Origin of the sequence: Microvirga sp. 3-52 (genome assembly GCF_018383585.1) — a bacterium.
Classification (GTDB): Bacteria; Pseudomonadota; Alphaproteobacteria; order Rhizobiales; family Beijerinckiaceae; genus Microvirga.
Genome location: NZ_JAHAMK010000001.1, coordinates 143,418 through 160,326 on the forward strand (window position 1 = coordinate 143,418; position 16,909 = coordinate 160,326).

Consider the following 16,909-nt stretch of genomic DNA (forward strand, 5'->3'; position numbering starts at 1 on the left):
CTTTCACCGTGGCATTTCCTGAATTATGGTGAGCGTAAGCTCTTTGTCGATCCAATAACTGCAATACTGCGGTTTTGCGACAGGGAAAGTGACATCAGGTAATCCTCGGATGTCCAGTTCCCAGCCTTCCAAAGAGATCATGCAATCTCGAGACAGCACGCGAAAAGCGGCGCTGCCAGCGATGTTTGTTCGAACTCAAGCTGCTCCGCATCCTGTTCGGAGTTCGGATACAGGGCGCAGTTCAAGGGGGCGGAGCCAGCATTCGGGCCTTTGTCGACGAGAAATCGACAAGTAACTCTTACTATTGTGCGGAAACCTAGCTTTGCCATCTTTAATTCTTGGCTGAAAGCGTTATTGAGAATCTGCTGTCTTATGCATTCACCATCTACAAAGGAGTTTCTGATGGCCAAGACTGCAACCAAAGTTTCCAAGAAGGCCCCGGCCAAGAAGGCTGCGGCGCCTAAGGCTGCAGCAAAGGCATCGTCGAAGGCTGCCAAGGCCCCTGCAAAGGCCGCCAGCAAGGCTGCCGCAGCCAAGGCACCGGCCAAGAAAGCGTCCGTAAAGAAGGTTGCGAAGGCTTCCTCCTCGGCGTCATCCCCGATCCTGACGCTGCGCCACATTGCGGAAAAGCTCTCCGAGCTGCATGAGCTTCCCAAGCGCCAAGCCAACGAGATGCTGACCCAGGTCGTCGAGCTGATTGCCAAGAGTCTGAAGAAGGGCGAAAAGATTCGCCTGACCGGTCTCGGCATTCTGCAGGTGCGCAAGCGCGCCGCTCGCATGGGTCGCAATCCTCAGACTGGTGAGCCGGTGAAGATCAAGGCTTCGAAGAAGATTGCGTTCCGCGCTGCCAAGGACCTCAAGGAATCCATCTGAGTTTCCGGCAAATGGAACAGCGCCTTGCGCGCTCCTATCCAAGAGAGCGTTCGATTCGGCGCGAAGAGCAAGGCGGATCATCCGTCTTGCTCTTTTTGGTAGAGGGGGCCGTCCTGCCGAGGTGAGGCGTCTCCTCCTTAAGTTGCCCTTCTGAAGCCCGCAGCTGGTACCAGAACGAATGAGCGCGAGCGCACCGCGCGGAAAAGTGGATCCGGTTTTCCGCATGGCGACGCGTTAGCTTAGGAAATGAGCATCGGACCTAAATGAGGAATCCACTTTCAGGTCCGACGCTCTAGAACAAGGTTGTGCAGATCGAACAGCCCCAGCCGCCGCGCCGCTCCAGGATTGTCCCGGTCATCCTTGGACGACTGGCCCTTTCGATACTGGCGGGACTTGGGATCGTTGCCGCGCTGATCTGGGGCGAGGTCATTGCGATCCCCAACCGCCTCAATCCCTTCACGCCGTTGCGCATCGCCGACGATGTCAGCTGGCTGACGCGTCTCAAGCTCTCCCGTCTAAAGCGGGACGGGGAGCAATGCCGTGCGGTTCTGGCCGATTCGTCCGTCTCGCACCGATCGGTACCGGATCGTCCTTTGGAGCAGGGATGCGGTCTGTCCGATGCGGTTGAAGTGTCACGATCCCTGGTGGGCTTGAGCCGGGAGTTCACGGCCACCTGCTCGCTCACAGTGGCCTGGGCTCTGTTCGAAGCGCATGTCCTGCGTCCGGCGGCCCGCCAGCATTTCGGGCAGGACGTCGTGCGGGTCACGCATTTCGGCACGTATGCCTGCCGCAATGTCAATCATTGCGCGAACGGCCGGCGCAGCGAGCATGCGACAGCCAATGCCGTCGACATTGCCGGTTTCGTTCTGGCGGACGGACAGCAGGTCACGGTGAAGAGCGATTGGAGGGGAAGCACCGCGCGCCGATCGGCCTTCCTGCGCACCCTCAGAAATGGAGCGTGCGATTTTTTCGATCTCGTACTCAGCCCCGACTATAATGAGGCTCACCGCGATCATTTCCATTTCGATATGGGCTCCTACCGGGCGTGCCGATGAGGAGCCTACTGATCCACGTGATTTGAACGGGAACGAAGATCAGTTGAATGCGTAGCTCGGAGCCTCACCCATCTCAGCTGCCCGGGCTGCGAGCAGCAGCGCCTCGCCGAGCTCCCGAGCATGCTCGGGTGTCATGGCGACGGGCATCTGGCGGCGGATGCCGAGCTCGTATTCCTCAGGCGTAGTCGCGAGTTCAATCACCATCATCGCATCGCGGCCATCCAGTGTGCCGACGGAGAAGCTGGTGAGAGCGCCGATCAGATCCATATCCGGTTTCATGGCTGTGCCCCTTGCGTAGCGTAAGAAACATTTACCCGAAACACCCGCCCCCTGTCTGCTCTGCGTATAGAGAGTGGATTTTGTTACGTACTCTTCAGTCCCTGGAAAGCTGTGACCGCGTAGGGGCAGCCTCTGCCCGCCCCTCCTGACGGGCGGAGTCACGTGCCGGATAGGGAATTCCGCCGGTTTATCGGCCAAGCTTGCGCATCAAATGCCTGATTGGGGCGTTGACAGACTGCAATCTTGGCGGCGGCCGACGGATTGATGGCCGGGAGCGGAGGCAGTCATGGCGAATAGGCTCCTGAGTACGCTCGCGTTTTTTCTACTCGCCGGCGATGTGCTGGCAGGTGGTCCCCCTGACGCGGAAATGCAGCTCGACGTTGCGCTTGTCATTGCCGTCGATGTGTCGTCTTCCATGGAAAGTGAGGAGCAGGGGCTTCAGCGCGAAGGCTTCATCGATGCCTTCCGCTCGTCCCTTGTTCACGAAGCGATCGAGAACGGTCTGAATGGTCGGATTGCGGTTACCTACGTCGAATGGTCGGGCGTGAAAGATCAGAGGGTCATCGTGCCCTGGACGATCATCGACAATCCTGAGAAGGCGATGTCATTTTCCAACCAACTCGCCTATCAGCCTATCCGGCAGGCAGGTATGACATCGATCTCCGGAATCATCGACCATAGTCGCAGGCTCTTCGAGCAATTGGGTGGCGCTCCGCTCCGTCGCGTCATCGACGTGTCCGGAGATGGTCCCAACAACGATGGTCGTCACGTCACCTATGCCCGCGATGAGGCGGTTGCGGGAGGTATCATCATCAATGGCTTGCCGATTATGTTCAGACGGGCGACCGGCAGCACGGAGCTCGAGGATCTGGATCTCTACTTCAGGGAATGCGTCATCGGCGGCGTTGGCTCTTTCGTCCTGCCCCTGCACGATCCTGAGCAATTCGCCATGATCGTTCGCACGAAAATCATGCGGGAGATCGCGGGGATTGGCGATAGCAGGCCCCTGATCGTGCCGGCCCAGCAGGAAAGCATGAATTGCATCACGGGCGAAAGACGCAAGCAGGAGGATCTGCTGAGCCAGGAGAAAAAGCCCTGAGCTGCATGGATAGGAAGCCAAGCGCCGGATGGCGCTCGGCTCATGCTGGCTTCTACGCTGCTCTCAATTTAGAATCGCTCACTTCATGAGACCAGCCGCCTTGAGCGCCTTCGTGATCACCGATCCGATATCCAGATGGGACGAAGCCGATTGTTCGCGCTGCTGCGGCTTATGCACTGCAGCCTCGTTTCTCGGTGCTTCCGCCGCAGTTGGGAGAACGTGGAGGGCTGCTTCCGAGACCTGCGGAACGGGTTGAGGCGCAGGACGGCTCCAGGCCCTTCTCTCGGAAGGCTCCGTCAGCCCCCAGAACGTTGCGATCCGGAAGCTCGATGAGATGCCTACATCCAGAAGGAAGGGGCCGGGGGCGCCGTAGCTGTTCTCATCGTTGCCGACCGCCAGCGGTGTGCCATGGACCATCCCGGTGATGACATATTCCTCAATGATCTCGTTGCCCGCTGCATCGATCCAGGCGCGCCTTGGATAGCCGTCCACGATTTCACTGCGGTTCGGGCCGGATCGAAGGCCATGGACATTCGTCCATTGCTTGATGATCTCGCCCGCATTCATCGGTTTGACCGTCGCATCGGCGCTGCCGTGCCACACGGACACTTTGGGCCAAGGTCCCTTGTGGGAAGAGGCATCTCGCACGAGGTCGCCCCATTCCTGTGCCGTTCGCGTCCGTCCCTGGAACATGCATTCGAAGGCTTCTGGAACGCTCGCGGCGCAGTGATAGGGAAGGCCGGCAATGATTGCGCCGCCGGCGAAGACTTCCGGATATGCGGCGAGCATGGTGGACGTCATCGCGCCGCCGGCCGAGAGACCCGTCACGAAGATGCGGCTACGATCCACGACATGCTGCTGAACGGCATGCTCGATCATCTGACGGATCGAGTAAGCCTCGCCGCGATCGCGTTCGATGTCGCCAAGCTGAAACCAGTTGAAGCATCGGTTCGGATTGTTGGCCTCCTGCTGCTCGGCATAGAGCAGAATGAAACCATACTGATCAGCAAGCGCTGACCAGCCCGAGCCGTGATCGTATCCGGCTGCCGTTTGCGTGCATCCATGCAGGACGACCACGAGACCGGGGGAGGTTGGAAGGGTTTCCGGAACGTAAGTCAGCATCCGGAGGTTGCCCGGATTGGAGCCGAAGCCGGTGACTTCCGTCAGTCGATTTGGTGCCAATGGGTTCTCGAATGCGACGGATGCCGCATTCGACGCGGCCATCGCGGTTTCCCACTGGCGGCGGTGATGAGCCAGATGGCGAATCATTTGCCCTAAGCGCTGCATAATGACTGGGCCTTTTCAGGTATGGGGTTATCTCGAAACTAACTCGTCATATGGGGTTTATGTTGCGATGCACAACATACTTTGTGCGATGCAATATGGACCGGAGCCTTCTTCCGCGCCTCATCGTTGAAGCTTGGCCGTTCCTTGACCGGGATCAATGCTGCGGAAGCGGCACTGATCAATCGTCCGTCGTCTACGTGTCGGATGAAATGCCTTAGGTCATAACGGACAATGCCGCCCGCAACCTTCGAATCCTTTTGCGTGCCGAATCGACTATTGTGGATATTCGCTTTCAGCAGACGATCACCCGGTCCTCCCTGTGGAGCGCTCCGGCGCTGCTGGGCGCCTTCGCTTTTCTGATGGGTAATGTGTCCCTGTTCTTTGTTCTGCACCAGGCCGGCGCCCGATCTGGGCGGCGGCTGTGATCGCGCTTGTCAATTTTCTGCTGGCCGTCGTGATGCTGATCGTCGCACAGCGGTTGAAGGTCTCGCGGGAGATGGAGCTGACCTTGGGGGAGTGCAACAGCGCTGTACGGGCCCTTGAAATGAACGCGCAGGCTCTTCAGCAGCAGCTCGTGGAGGTTCAGAGGGCAGGGAAGCGGTCGTGGGTTTCGTCCGCCACCCAGTTGACTCGGCTCTTCCAAGTATCCCGTGCCGCTCGCAGGTGCGCTGATCAAAGGGATGAAGAAGCCGTAATGAACCATTTCATCGATCTGCCGCTCTGAAGGAAAGCAGGTCGGGACATGATGATGTCCCGACCTGTGGCTTTTATCAGGGGCGCTTGTCCGATGAGCGCTTCTTGTCCTTCGGACGCTTTTGATCCTTCGGACCCTTGGTGTCCTTCGGCTTCCCATATGGCGGAGGTCCGCCTCTCTCCTTCGGGCCTTTGCTCTTCGGCCTATCCCAGGATTTGCCCTCGTGAGGCTTGCCATCACGCGGCTTGCCGGGTCCAGCATCGGCCGGCTCGATGCGAATGTCCTCGTCATTGGTCTTGCGGACAGCGGAGGCGAATTTCGGCGCGTGGGACTTGACGATCTCGAACTTCGTCTCGCGATCGAAGATCTTGATCGAGCCGATCTCCTTCTTCGTCACATGACCGAGGCGGCAGATGATCGGCAGAAGCCAACGGGGATCGGCATTGTTGCGCCGACCGACGCTCATGCGGAACCATACCATGTCCTCGGACGAGCGCTCGAATCCGCCCTCGGACGAATCCCGGCTACGGTCTTTGAAGTCGCGTACGCGCTCGTCCTGCCGCTCGCGCTTGTCCTTGCGCTGACGCGGTTCGCGGTCTGGACCTGTATCCACCATCTCTTCGGGAGCAGGCAGCCGCGAACGGTTGAAACGAACCAGGGCATTGGCGATCTCCTCGGCCGAACGCTCTGCGAGGAGCGCCCGCGCCATGACAAGATCCTCCTCCGTTGTCTCCTCGGTGAAGATCGGATCCTGCATCAGGCGCTCCCGGTCGCGCAGGCGGATTTCGTCCGCGGAGGGAGGACCGGCCCAAGTCACGTCGACGCCTGCCATGTCCACGAGGCGCTCGGCCTTGCGGCGGCGGGTATAGGGCACCAGCAGCACGCAGGTGCCCTTGCGCCCGGCGCGGCCCGTGCGGCCGCTGCGGTGCAGGAGCGTTTCATGATCGTTCGGCAGATCGAAATGGATCACGAGACCGAGATCCGGAAGGTCGATGCCGCGAGCCGCCACATCGGTCGCGACGCAGACCCGTGCACGCCCGTCACGCAGAGCCTGCAGAGCGTGGCTGCGCTCGCTCTGGGTCAGTTCGCCCGATAGCGCGACCGCCAGAAAACCGCGTTCGAGCAGGCTGGCATGCAGATGCCGTACCGCCTCGCGGGTGTGGCAGAACACCATGGCGCCGCGGCTCTCGTAGAAGCGCAGCACATTGACGACCGCATGCTCGACTTCGTTGGGGGCGATCCTGAGCGCCCGGTAGTCGATATCGCCGTGCGGCTGGTTCTGGACCAAGGTGTCGATGCGGTGTGCTTCGCGCTGGTAGCGACGCGCCAGGGCCACGATGTTCTTCGGCAGGGTCGCAGAGAACAGCAGCGTGCGTCGCTCCTCCGGCGTAGCGTCGAGGATGAATTCCAGATCCTCGCGGAAGCCGAGGTCGAGCATCTCGTCGGCCTCATCGAGCACCACGACGCGCATCTTCGAGGTGTCGAGACGTCCACGCTCCAGGTGGTCGCGCAGGCGGCCCGGTGTGCCGACCACGATATGACAGCCATCGGCAAGCGCCCGCTGCTCGCGGCGCACATCCATGCCGCCGACGCAGGAGACGACCCGCGCGCCGGCCGGGCCATAGAGCCAGATGAGCTCCCGGTTGACCTGGAGGGCGAGCTCACGGGTTGGCGCGATGATCAGCGCCATCGGCTCACGCGGCACGTCGAAACGCTCCGCATCACCCAACAGGGTGGAGGCCATGGCGAGGCCGTAGGCGACGGTCTTGCCGGAGCCGGTCTGGGCCGAGACAAGAAGGTCACGATCGAGGGCATCCGGCTGCAGCACGGCGGCCTGGACGGGGGTCGGATCGTTGTAGCCCCGATCGGCAAGGGCGCGTTCGAGGCTGGGATTGGTCTTGGGAAAAGGCATGTGAATAAGGCTGAACCGTGTCTGGGGAGCCTACGAGGGCTCCGGTAAGGATGATCAGCCGGAGGCAGCGGCGTCGTCAATTTCGTCGATGGACACCAGGAACACGACATCGATATCGAGGTCGTCGTCATAGTCTTCGTCGCCTTCGTCGACCTCGTCCTCTTCGTCCAGGGCCTCATAGAAGGCATCGATCTCGTGTTCCGATGCGGGCCGTGTCGTCAAGGCAGCTGAGCCGTCCCAGAGGGAGCGGCCCTCGCTCTTAAACGATTTCAGGTCATCTTTAAAGCTCTCGCTGAGAAAGAGTTCGCGGGCTTGTCCCTCATCTGCGTTCGTCACGGCAACTGCCTTGCCGTCTATCTCCAGGGTGACCATGGCTTTCCCTTCGCCGATACAGCTTGATCAAAGCACTAACGCCTAGGTCTCCGATTCGATCAAAACGAACATTCCTAAGCCCTTTGATCTTCAGGAAGGATGTGAAAAGCCCTTAAGACCAGTATAGACACGAGGCGACCAATATGAGACCAGTTAGGCCGTGAACGCGACTGGCTCCATTCTCCGTTTCCGGTCTCTGGACCGGCTGTCCCTGCCAGGCTCCCGTGTCAATGAGGACGGGATCGGCCTGCGTGGGTCTGTTGCCTGGGTGGTCGATGGTGCGACCGGTCTGTCCAACGAGCAGCTCACCTCCGGTGGCAGCGATGCCGCCTGGCTTGCCGGTCTGGTCGGCAAGCGGTTGATGGATCTCGCCGGAACAGGAGGCGCCGATGCGGTCTTGAGCCGCCTTGAGGCCGATATTCATTCTGCCTTCCGGGAGACCACAACCCACGTCCCGGAAGTCGGCGACGACCATGCCCCCTCGGCCTGCCTCGGCTTGGTCGAGGCCCATCCAGGGAACAGTGGACAGGTAAGGGTCCAGGGCCGCTTCCTGGGTGACGTGATCGCCCTCGTGCCCTCGGAACGAGGGATCGTCCGGTGGACCGATGACCGGGCCAAGCCTTTCGAGAGGAAGACGCTGGCCGCCCTCGGGGCGCGGGAGCACGCGCCCGGCTCCATCCCCGAAGCGGTGAAACGCCAGATCCTCGAGAACCGCACCAAGCTCAATCGGCCCGACGGGTACTGGGTCGTGAACCCACTCCGGCCCTGGGCCGGCCGCGAGCTGCGGTTCGAGGCGCAGGTGAAGCCGGGCGTGCCTATCCTGCTTGCCACCGACGGTTTCATGCGGCTCGTGGACGTGTTCGGGGCATACTCGGACAACACCCTTCATGCCGAGCTTGCCGCGGGTAAGGGTCCTGCTCTGATGCAGGAGCTGCGGGAAAGAGAGCGGAGCGATCTTCTGGCAGGCGCTTATCCGCGTGTTAAAACTCACGATGACGCGACGTTTCTCGTCATCGCAGCCGAGCCATATGGCTGAAGAAATTCCGTCGGGCATGCCGAAAATCATACCCGGCGGTGGGAGGACAAGGCCTTTAACAATGAGGGAACTGACAATGAAACTGACCCGACGCATTCTGATGGCCGCTGCTGCCGGCAGCTTCCTGCTCTCAGGCACCGCCGCCATGGCTCAAACCGAGCTGACCTTCTGGAGCTGGCGCCAGGAAGACAAGGCTTTTTACCAGGACATCATCAAGAAGTTTCAGGCGAAGGAGCCGGGCATCACGGTCAAGTTCGAGACCTACGCGCCCGAGAACTACCAAACCATTCTGTCCACGGCGCTCGCCGCCGGCCGCGGCCCGGACGTGATCCAGGCGCGCGCCTACGGCAACCTTGAGACCATCGCGACCTCCGGCTATCTGCTCGCCCTCGACCAGCAGAACGTGCCCGAGCTGGCGAACTTTCCGGAAGCGGCACTCGCGGCCGAGACCCTACGCTCAAACGGCAAGGTCTACGCGGTTCCCTTCGCCATGCAGGCTCAGCTCGTGGTCTACAACAAGAAGATCTTCAAGGATAACGGCCTGAACCCGCCCAAGACCTGGGACGAGATGATGGCTCTGGCCCAGGCGCTGAAGGCCAAGAACATCAACCCGTTCTCCAACGGCACGGCAACGGCCTGGCAGAACGAGACCATCGTCGGCGGCCTGCTCTCGTCCATGCTCGGCAAGGAATTCGAGGCCGACATCGTCTCCGGCAAGGCCAACTTCACCGATCCGCGCTTCGTCAGCGCCCTCGCCAAGCTGAAGGACATCAGCCAGTACTTCGCGCCGAACTTCATAGGCGTTGATTATCCGTCCTCGCAGCAGCTCTTCGTGGCGGGCCGCGCGGCCATGTTCGCGGGCGGTTCCTATGAGGTGGCGAACTTCAAGAACCAGAACCCCACGCTCGATCTCGGCGTGTTCCCGGCTCCCGTCCTAAAAGCAGGCGACCAGGCACTGATTGCCACCTATTACGACGGCGGCTATGCGGTAAACGCGAAGAGCGAGAAGAAGGACGCCGCGCTCAAGTTCGTGCGCTTCCTGGCGACCCCTGAATACGGCACGGCTTTCACCAACACCCTCAAGAATCTGTCGCCGATCAAGGGCATCAAGATCGAGGATCCGATCACGCAGGATGTGGCGAAGCTCGCTGAGAACTCCATGTCCTACCTGATGCTCGTGCGCTTCCGATACCAGGAGCCGAGCGGTTCGGTGCTGCTGCAGTCGAACGTGCAGAAGATGCTCGCCGGCCAGCAGACCCCCGAGCAGGCGGCTGCCGAGATCAACAAGGGTATCGCGACCTACTACAAGCCGTTCCAGAAGTAAGACACTGATGAAAGGGCGGCAGGCTTTTGGAGCCTGCCGTTTATCCCGAAGGCATCTAATTCCATGCAAGCCTCGCGCCAACAGCCCCGCTCGCTGAAGCACCAATTGTGGGTGGCGTTTCTCGTTGTCCCGCCTATCGTCTTCATGTCGCTGTTCGTGGTCTATCCGATCCTGTCAGCCTTCGCCTATGCCTTCTACGATTGGCAGGGCTTGGCACGCGGCGAGTTCGTCGGCCTCAAGAATTTCAGGGAAGTGCTGTTTGGCGCCACCATGGCCCCGGTGGTGTGGAACGCCTTCCTGCACAACGTCTATGCGCTAATTGCGCTGATGATCATCCAGAACGGCGGCGGGTTCTTTCTCGCTTGGCTTCTCTACAAGGAGCCCTTCGGCTTCCGCTTCCACCGGATCGCGGTATTCGTGCCGGTGGTGCTGTCGACGATCATCGTCGGCTTCCTCTGGAAGCTTTTCCTGAATCCCAATTTCGGCATCATCAATCAGGCCCTCTATTCAGTGGGGCTCGATTCGTGGGCCAAGCCATGGCTCGGTGATTCCTCGACGGCGCTCGGTGCGCTCATCCTCGCCAATGCCTGGCACTTTGTCGGGTTCCCGGCTCTCGTCTATCTCGCCGGCATGCAGCGCATCCCGCCGGAAATCATCGAGGCGGCGCGGCTCGACGGCACCAACGAGTGGCAGCTTCTGAAGAATGTCGTGTGGCCGCTGGTGGCGCCGAGCACCACGATCCTCTTCACATTGCTGTTCATCGGTGCTTTCAACTGGTTCGAGATCCCCTACGTGATGGTGGGGCTCGACGGCTCGCCCTTCGGCTCCACGGACGTGCTGGGCCTCGTCTTCTACCGCACGGCCTTCGGCAACCAAAGCGCCAGCATCCAGAACTTCGGCATGGGTTCGGCCCTGGCCACGCTCCTCTTCCTGTTCATTGTCGTCTTCGCGTCCATGCTGACCCTGTGGCTGCGCCGTCGGGAGATCCAGTTTTGACCGCCATCACGTCCGACGCACCCGCGACGCGTCAAGCGATTCCCTTCGTCCTGCTCGCCCAGGTTATCCTGATCGCGAACTCCTTCATCATGCTCTATCCGGTCGTGGTGATGGTGCTCTCCGCCTTCAAGACGACAGGCGAGATCTTCGAGCATCCCTTCGCCTTGCCCGATTTCACGCAGGTGCAGAACTTCGCCAAAGTGCTCGGCGAGACCGCCATGCCGGTTTACTTCGTCAACTCGATCCTCGTGACGGGCACCTCGATCGTTCTGATCCTCGTTCTCGGCACCATGGCGGGCTATGCGGTGGCACGCTACGAGTCTCGCACCAACACTTTTATCCTGCTGTTCTTCTTGGCAGGGCTGATGCTGCCGCTGAAGCTTGCCGTCATCCCGCTCTTCATCCTGTTGCGGGATCTCGGCCTGCTCGACAGCCGATGGAGCCTGATCGTCACCTATACGGCCATCGGCCTGCCTTCGACCGTGTTCATCATGGCAGGATTCCTGCGCACGCTGCCATCGGAACTCGAGGATGCGGCGCGCATCGACGGCGCGTCCGAGCCTCGCATCATGTGGTCGGTCATGCTGCCGCTGGCGCGCCCGCCCATGGCGATTGCCGCCATACAGAACGCGGTGCCCATCTGGAATGACTTCTTCTTCCCGTTGGTCTTCATCCAGACCGATGCGCGCAAGACCCTGCCGCAGGGGCTGACCACCTTCATGGGCGAATACACCACTGATTGGGGCATGTTGTTTGCCGGCCTCACCATCGCGGCGGCTCCCATCACGCTTCTGTACATCGCCCTGTCTCGCCAGTTCATCCAGGGCATGACGGCCGGTGCAGTGAAGTAAGGTGAACCCATGCTGATCCCGAAGGGCACTCTCGTCGTCTCCTGCCAAGCGCGGGCCGACAACCCGTTGCACGGTCCGGTCCATATGTCCGCCATGGCGCAGGCCGCGGAGGCCGGCGGCGCCGGAGGTATCCGTGCCAACGGCGAGGCGGACGTGGCGGCGATCCGCGCCGTGACGAAGCTCCCGATCATAGGAATCGCGAAGGTATGGGACGCCCGCTTCCCCGTCTATATCACCCCAGGTTTCGAACAGGCCGTACAGATCGCGAAAGCAGGCGCCGACATCATCGGGCTCGATGCCACGCCGCGTCCGCGGGATGGCGAGCCGGTGGAGCGCCTGATCGGGCGGATCCGTGCGGAACTCGGCACAGAGGTCTTTGCCGATATCGCCACGCTGGAGCAGGGTCAGGCCGCCTTTGCTGCCGGCGCCACCTATGTCGCGACCACACTCTCCGGGTACACGCAGGAAACGGCGTCTCTCAGGACCGAGGGCCCCGATCTGGGGCTTCTGTCGGCTCTTGCGGCAGCACTCCCGGTGCCCATCATTGCGGAAGGGCGCTTCGATACGCCGGATCTCGTTGCGGAAGCTCTCAGGCGTGGGGCCCATGCGGTGGTGGTGGGAACCGCCATCACCAACCCGCGCGAAATAACACGAAAATTCGTTCGCGCGATCTCGTTCTAGTTCATCAGTCTGGCTTCAAAAGAAAGTTTGTAACGGAAACGTGAGACCACCACTGGCGTTCTCGGGTGTACCCATTCACAATGGGTTCCAAACGAGGTGATGCCGTGCTGATCCGCCGCCCTACCGATATCCCGCCTTCCGAGATTACGCCCCGGGAGGTGTATTTCAACCGCCGCCAATGGATGGCTGGCGCTGCCGGGCTCGCTCTGGCCACGGCCCTGCCGAGGAGCCTGGAAGCTGCGCCTCTGTCTTCTGCTAAAAGTCCCTTCTCAACGGACGAGAAGAAGACGAGCCGCGAGGACATCACGAGCTACAATAATTATTACGAGTTCGGGACCGGAAAGGAGGATCCGGCGGCCAAGGCCGGAAGCCTCAAGACCTCACCCTGGACGGTCAAGATCGACGGCATGGTAGGCAAGCCTGCAGAGTTCGCTATCGAGGATCTGATCAAGTCATCGGCCCTGGAGGAGCGCATCTACCGGATGCGCTGCGTCGAAGGCTGGTCCATGGTCATCCCCTGGGTCGGCTTCCCACTGGCGGATCTCGTCAAGCGCGTGGAGCCCTTGGGCAGTGCGAAATACGTGGCCTTCGAGACCGCCTACCGGCCGGAGGAGATGCCGGGCGTCGAGTCCATCTTCCCGGTGCTCGACTGGCCCTATGTGGAGGGCCTGCGTCTCGACGAGGCCATGAACCCGCTCACCATTCTGGCGGTCGGCCTCTATGGCGAGACCCTGCCGAACCAGAACGGCGCGCCGATCCGTCTCGTGGTGCCGTGGAAATACGGATTCAAGGGGATCAAGTCGATCACCCGCATCAGTTTCGTCGACAAGCAGCCCGAGACATCCTGGAACAAGCAGGCGCCGAGCGAATACGGCTTCTATGCCAATGTGAACCCGAGCGTCGACCATCCACGGTGGAGCCAGGCAACCGAGCGGCGCATCGGCGAGGGCGGCCTGTTCGTCAAGCGCCGCCCGACGCTGATGTTCAACGGCTATGCCGAGCAGGTGGCGAGCCTTTACACCGGCATGGACCTGCGGAAGCTCTACTGATGGCGGGCCGAGCCTCCGTTCAGGCAGACAAGAAAAGCCTTGCGCTGCCTCAGGTGCCGAAGATTGCGATCTATCTCGTCGGCTTCATCCCGGCAATCTGGCTGTTCTATGCCGGCATCACCGATCAGCTCGGAGCCGATCCGATGCGCTATCTGGAACAGGGGCTCGGACTATGGGCCCTGCGCTTCCTGATCGCGACCCTGACGATCACGCCCCTGCGCCAGCTCTTCAATATCAACCTGCTGCGCTATCGACGGGCTCTGGGACTAATCGCCTTCTACTATGCCGCCCTGCATCTGGTCACTTATCTCGTGCTCGATCAGGGGCTCGATGTCTCGGCCATAGTCGCCGATATCGTGAAGCGGCCCTACATCACCATCGGCATGGCGACCTTCGTCATCCTCGTGCCCCTGGCTCTGACCTCCAACAATGCCTCGATCCGGCGTATGGGAGGGCAGGCCTGGGCGAAGCTGCACCGCCTGGTCTATCTGGCGGCCATCGGCGCGGCGCTCCATTTCCTGCTCGTCGTGAAATCCTGGCCTCCCGAGCCGCTCGTCTATGCTGCCATCGTGGCCGTATTGCTCGGCTATCGGCTGATCCGCTCAACAATGAAGAAAACGTCTCCTCGGCGGCGTCTGGCTTGAACGCCCGGCTTACTCGGTTAGGATGCGCCCGGCAACAACAGGCTTACCCTTGAGCGAGAAGATCATCAATCCGGCAAGCTCTATCTTCGGGGCATCCGCCAAAGTGCTTATGGTAGGGCTGCTCTTCGCGGTCTTTGCGCTGAACGCAGGAGCCTCGGCTCAAGCCAGAGACGTGGTGGTCTTCGCCGCGGCCAGCCTGAAGAATGCCCTCGATGACGCCGGTGCCGCATGGATGCGGGACACCGGCCGGCGGGTTGTCGTCTCCTATGCGGCGAGCAACGCACTCGCCAAGCAGATCGAGGCGGGCGCTCCAGCCGATCTCTTCTTCTCAGCCGATCTCGATTGGATGGATTACCTCGCCTCCAAGAGCCTGATCAGGCCTGAGAGCCGCGTCGGCCTCCTCGGCAATTCCCTCGTGCTCGTCGCACCGAAGGGATCGACAATTCAGGTCGTGCTGGAGCCCGGCATCGATTTTGCGTCGATCCTCGGCAGTGGCCGCCTCGCCATGGGCCATGTTGAGGCAGTTCCGGCAGGCAAGTATGGCAAGGCGGCTCTGGAGCATCTCGGCGCTTGGGAGGGGGTGAAAGGCCGGATCGCGCAGGCCGACAATGTCCGTGCCGCGCTCCTTCTCGTCTCCCGTGGCGAGGCGCCCTTAGGGATCGTTTACAGGACGGATGCCGTCTCGGATCCGAACGTGACAATTGCCGCGACATTCTCGATGGGAAGCCATCCCCCGATTGTCTATCCGGTGGCGCTCACAAGAGCCTCGACGAATCCTGATGCCGCGTCCTTCCTGGCATTCCTGCGCTCGGCTCAGGCCAAGCCATTGTTTGAGAAGCAAGGCTTCATCGTCATCAACACTGCAGGTTCTGGTTCGTGACGGACTGGTTGACTCCTGAGGAATGGACGGCGGTTCGCCTGAGCCTGAAAGTCGCGCTCGTTGCGATGGCGGCGAGCCTTATTCCCGGTGTCGCCATCGCCTTTGCCCTGGAGCGCGGGCGCTTCTGGGGACGGCATGCGCTCGATGTGATCGTCCATCTGCCTCTCGTGCTTCCTCCGGTGGTCGTCGGATGGTTTCTTCTCATTGGCTTCGGACGGCGCGGGCCTATCGGGGCGTTTCTCGACGCGCAGTTCGGCATCGTCCTGTCGTTTCGCTGGACGGGCGCTGCGCTTGCCTGCGCCATCATGGGCTTTCCGCTGCTGGTGCGGGCCATCCGCCTGTCCATCGCATCGGTCGACCGCAGGCTCGAAGATGCTGCCGGCACATTGGGCGCGCATCCAGTCTGGGTTTTCGCCGCCGTGACGCTGCCGCTGATCCTTCCAGGCATCATCGCCGGCATGGTGCTGTCCTTTGCCAAGGCGATGGGCGAGTTCGGCGCGACGATCACCTTTGTGTCCAACATTCCTGGTGAAACGCAGACCGTTCCCACGGCCATCTATGCCTACACGCAGGTGCCGGGAGGCGAGGGCGGTGCGATGCGGCTGACGCTCGTCTCCATCGGCATTTCCATCGCCGCACTCTGGCTCTCCGAGTGGCTGGCGCGGCGCGTTCGGCGACGGGTTCACGCGCAATGATCCTCGATGTCGATATCCGGCACGTACAAGGCGCCTTCAGCCTTCATGCGCGCTTCCAGTCGGATGGAAAGCTCACGGCGCTCTTCGGGCCATCGGGTTCCGGTAAGACGACGATCGTAAGCGCCATTGGCGGCCTCGTGCGCCCCAGCCACGGAAGGATCGTCGTGCAGGGACAGGTGCTCCTCGATACAAAGGCGAATGTTTTCACGCCGAAGCACAAGCGGCGGATCGGCTGCGTGTTCCAGGAGGGACGCCTCTTTCCGCATCTCGACGTGCGGCATAACCTGCTCTTCGGCCGCTGGTTCACGCCCAAACGGGACAGGAAGGCGAGCTACGATCATATCGTCGATCTTCTCGGCATCGGCCATCTGCTCGAGCGGCGGCCATCCACGTTGTCGGGTGGCGAGAAACAGCGGGTCGCTATCGGGCGGGCGCTTCTGGCCGATCCGCAATTGCTGCTGATGGACGAGCCGCTCGCCTCCCTCGACGAAGCGCGCAAGGCTGAGATCTATCCGTATATCGAGCGACTGCGCGACGAGGGCGGGGTGCCGATCGTTCTCGTCAGCCATTCGGTGGCCGAGATTGCGAGGCTTGCCACATCCATCGTCGTTCTGTCCGAAGGCCACGTGACAGCTTCAGGTCCGGCATTTGACATCCTCCGGCACCCCCATCACTTCGCGCAAACCGGCCTCGCAGAGGCGGGAGCACTGATCGAGGCCCAGGTATTGCGGCATGAGGATTCCTTCGGTCTGACCGTGCTGCAGACCAGGGCTGGAACACTGAGGGTGCCGCATCTGACATATCCCGCTGGCACGGGCCTGCGCGTGCGTCTGCGCGCGCGCGACATCATGCTGTCTCTGCAGAAGCCCATAGGCATGAGCGCATTGAATGTGTTGCCGGGACTTATTTCCTCGATCGAGCATGCCGAGGGGCCGAGCGTGGATGTGCAACTCGATTGTAGCGGCGACCGTCTTGTGGCCCGTGTGACCCGCAAATCGGTGGAAGAGCTTGGCCTGAAGCCGGGTCTTCCCGTCCACGCCATCATCAAGAGCATCGCCTTCGACCCGGAGGCTCTCGGCGCGGTCAAGCCGCAGCGTATGTGAGATTTTCGCCTATCGAGGTTGCACCGGCGGCAGAGCCGTGTAGCCTCTCCTGCCATCCTTTTCAGCTTCGAGAGCCTCA

The 16,909-nt window shown here is 61.3% G+C and carries 18 protein-coding genes; 14 read left to right on the top strand and 4 right to left on the bottom strand.

The features are described from left to right. Positions 1-402 precede the first annotated feature (402 nt). Together KHP60_RS25600 and KHP60_RS24925 are read left to right on the top strand one after the other, a co-directional pair. Complete coding sequence (locus KHP60_RS25600; protein ID WP_213561621.1) at positions 403-873, top strand: HU family DNA-binding protein; 471 nt, start codon at positions 403-405, stop codon at positions 871-873. 305 nt (positions 874-1,178) lie between these two features. Then, positions 1,179-1,928: an extensin family protein gene (locus KHP60_RS24925; protein ID WP_213561622.1), complete on the top strand. Its 750-nt coding sequence runs from the start codon at positions 1,179-1,181 to the stop codon at positions 1,926-1,928. A 39-nt stretch (positions 1,929-1,967) separates the two neighbouring features. On the opposite strand, the gene KHP60_RS00750 is transcribed toward KHP60_RS24925, so the two are convergent. Next, positions 1,968-2,207, bottom strand: coding sequence for a hypothetical protein (locus tag KHP60_RS00750; RefSeq protein WP_213561623.1), 240 nt, complete (start codon positions 2,205-2,207; stop codon positions 1,968-1,970). Between the two features lie 286 nt (positions 2,208-2,493). Between KHP60_RS00750 and KHP60_RS00755 the strand changes: the two genes are divergently transcribed. After that, positions 2,494-3,306 carry a DUF1194 domain-containing protein gene (locus tag KHP60_RS00755; protein ID WP_213561624.1) on the top strand — a complete coding sequence of 271 codons (813 nt, stop codon included), beginning with the start codon at positions 2,494-2,496 and terminating at the stop codon, positions 3,304-3,306. A 78-nt stretch (positions 3,307-3,384) separates the two neighbouring features. Here the strand turns inward: KHP60_RS00755 and KHP60_RS00760 are convergent, their stop codons facing one another. Then, entirely contained in the window at positions 3,385-4,530 is a 1,146-nt protein-coding gene (locus tag KHP60_RS00760; RefSeq protein ID WP_249688388.1) for a PHB depolymerase family esterase, read from the bottom strand. Between the two features lie 484 nt (positions 4,531-5,014). Here KHP60_RS00760 and KHP60_RS00765 point away from each other — a divergent pair, with 484 nt between their 5' ends. Continuing rightward, complete coding sequence (locus KHP60_RS00765; RefSeq protein ID WP_213561626.1) at positions 5,015-5,317, top strand: hypothetical protein; 303 nt, start codon at positions 5,015-5,017, stop codon at positions 5,315-5,317. A gap of 46 nt (positions 5,318-5,363) precedes the next feature. Here the strand turns inward: KHP60_RS00765 and KHP60_RS00770 are convergent, their stop codons facing one another. Continuing rightward, complete coding sequence (locus KHP60_RS00770; protein WP_213561627.1) at positions 5,364-7,199, bottom strand: DEAD/DEAH box helicase; 1,836 nt, start codon at positions 7,197-7,199, stop codon at positions 5,364-5,366. 54 nt (positions 7,200-7,253) lie between these two features. Then, positions 7,254-7,571, bottom strand: a complete 318-nt coding sequence (locus tag KHP60_RS00775) for a hypothetical protein (protein WP_213561628.1) — start codon at positions 7,569-7,571, stop codon at positions 7,254-7,256. Between the two features lie 160 nt (positions 7,572-7,731). On the opposite strand from KHP60_RS00775, the gene KHP60_RS00780 reads away from it, so the two are divergent. The 10 genes from KHP60_RS00780 (at position 7,732) to modC (ending at position 16,830) form a co-directional block, all read left to right on the top strand. Further along, positions 7,732-8,607 carry a hypothetical protein gene (locus KHP60_RS00780; RefSeq protein WP_213561629.1) on the top strand — a complete coding sequence of 292 codons (876 nt, stop codon included), beginning with the start codon at positions 7,732-7,734 and terminating at the stop codon, positions 8,605-8,607. A gap of 76 nt (positions 8,608-8,683) precedes the next feature. Then, on the top strand, positions 8,684-9,931 hold the full coding sequence (locus KHP60_RS00785) for an extracellular solute-binding protein (RefSeq protein WP_213561630.1): 1,248 nt from the start codon (positions 8,684-8,686) through the stop codon (positions 9,929-9,931). Positions 9,932-9,994: 63 nt separating this feature from the next. After that, positions 9,995-10,927: a carbohydrate ABC transporter permease gene (locus KHP60_RS00790; protein WP_213561631.1), complete on the top strand. Its 933-nt coding sequence runs from the start codon at positions 9,995-9,997 to the stop codon at positions 10,925-10,927. Then, entirely contained in the window at positions 10,924-11,778 is an 855-nt protein-coding gene (locus tag KHP60_RS00795; RefSeq protein WP_213561632.1) for a carbohydrate ABC transporter permease, read from the top strand. The genes KHP60_RS00790 and KHP60_RS00795 overlap by 4 nt, the downstream gene beginning before the upstream one ends. A gap of 9 nt (positions 11,779-11,787) precedes the next feature. Continuing rightward, positions 11,788-12,459: an N-acetylmannosamine-6-phosphate 2-epimerase gene (locus KHP60_RS00800; protein WP_213561633.1), complete on the top strand. Its 672-nt coding sequence runs from the start codon at positions 11,788-11,790 to the stop codon at positions 12,457-12,459. 80 nt (positions 12,460-12,539) lie between these two features. After that, entirely contained in the window at positions 12,540-13,508 is a 969-nt protein-coding gene (gene msrP, locus KHP60_RS00805; protein WP_249688390.1) for a protein-methionine-sulfoxide reductase catalytic subunit MsrP, read from the top strand. Then, positions 13,508-14,152 carry a protein-methionine-sulfoxide reductase heme-binding subunit MsrQ gene (gene msrQ / locus KHP60_RS00810; RefSeq protein ID WP_213561635.1) on the top strand — a complete coding sequence of 215 codons (645 nt, stop codon included), beginning with the start codon at positions 13,508-13,510 and terminating at the stop codon, positions 14,150-14,152. The genes msrP and msrQ overlap by 1 nt, the downstream gene beginning before the upstream one ends. Positions 14,153-14,261: 109 nt before the next feature. Beyond that, complete coding sequence (modA, locus tag KHP60_RS00815) at positions 14,262-15,032, top strand: molybdate ABC transporter substrate-binding protein (protein ID WP_213561889.1); 771 nt, start codon at positions 14,262-14,264, stop codon at positions 15,030-15,032. Beyond that, positions 15,029-15,727: a molybdate ABC transporter permease subunit gene (gene modB, locus KHP60_RS00820; protein WP_213561636.1), complete on the top strand. Its 699-nt coding sequence runs from the start codon at positions 15,029-15,031 to the stop codon at positions 15,725-15,727. The genes modA and modB overlap by 4 nt, the downstream gene beginning before the upstream one ends. Continuing rightward, entirely contained in the window at positions 15,724-16,830 is a 1,107-nt protein-coding gene (modC, locus tag KHP60_RS00825; protein WP_213561637.1) for a molybdenum ABC transporter ATP-binding protein, read from the top strand. Before modB ends, modC begins: the two co-directional genes overlap by 4 nt. The last annotated feature ends 79 nt before the right edge of the window (positions 16,831-16,909 follow it).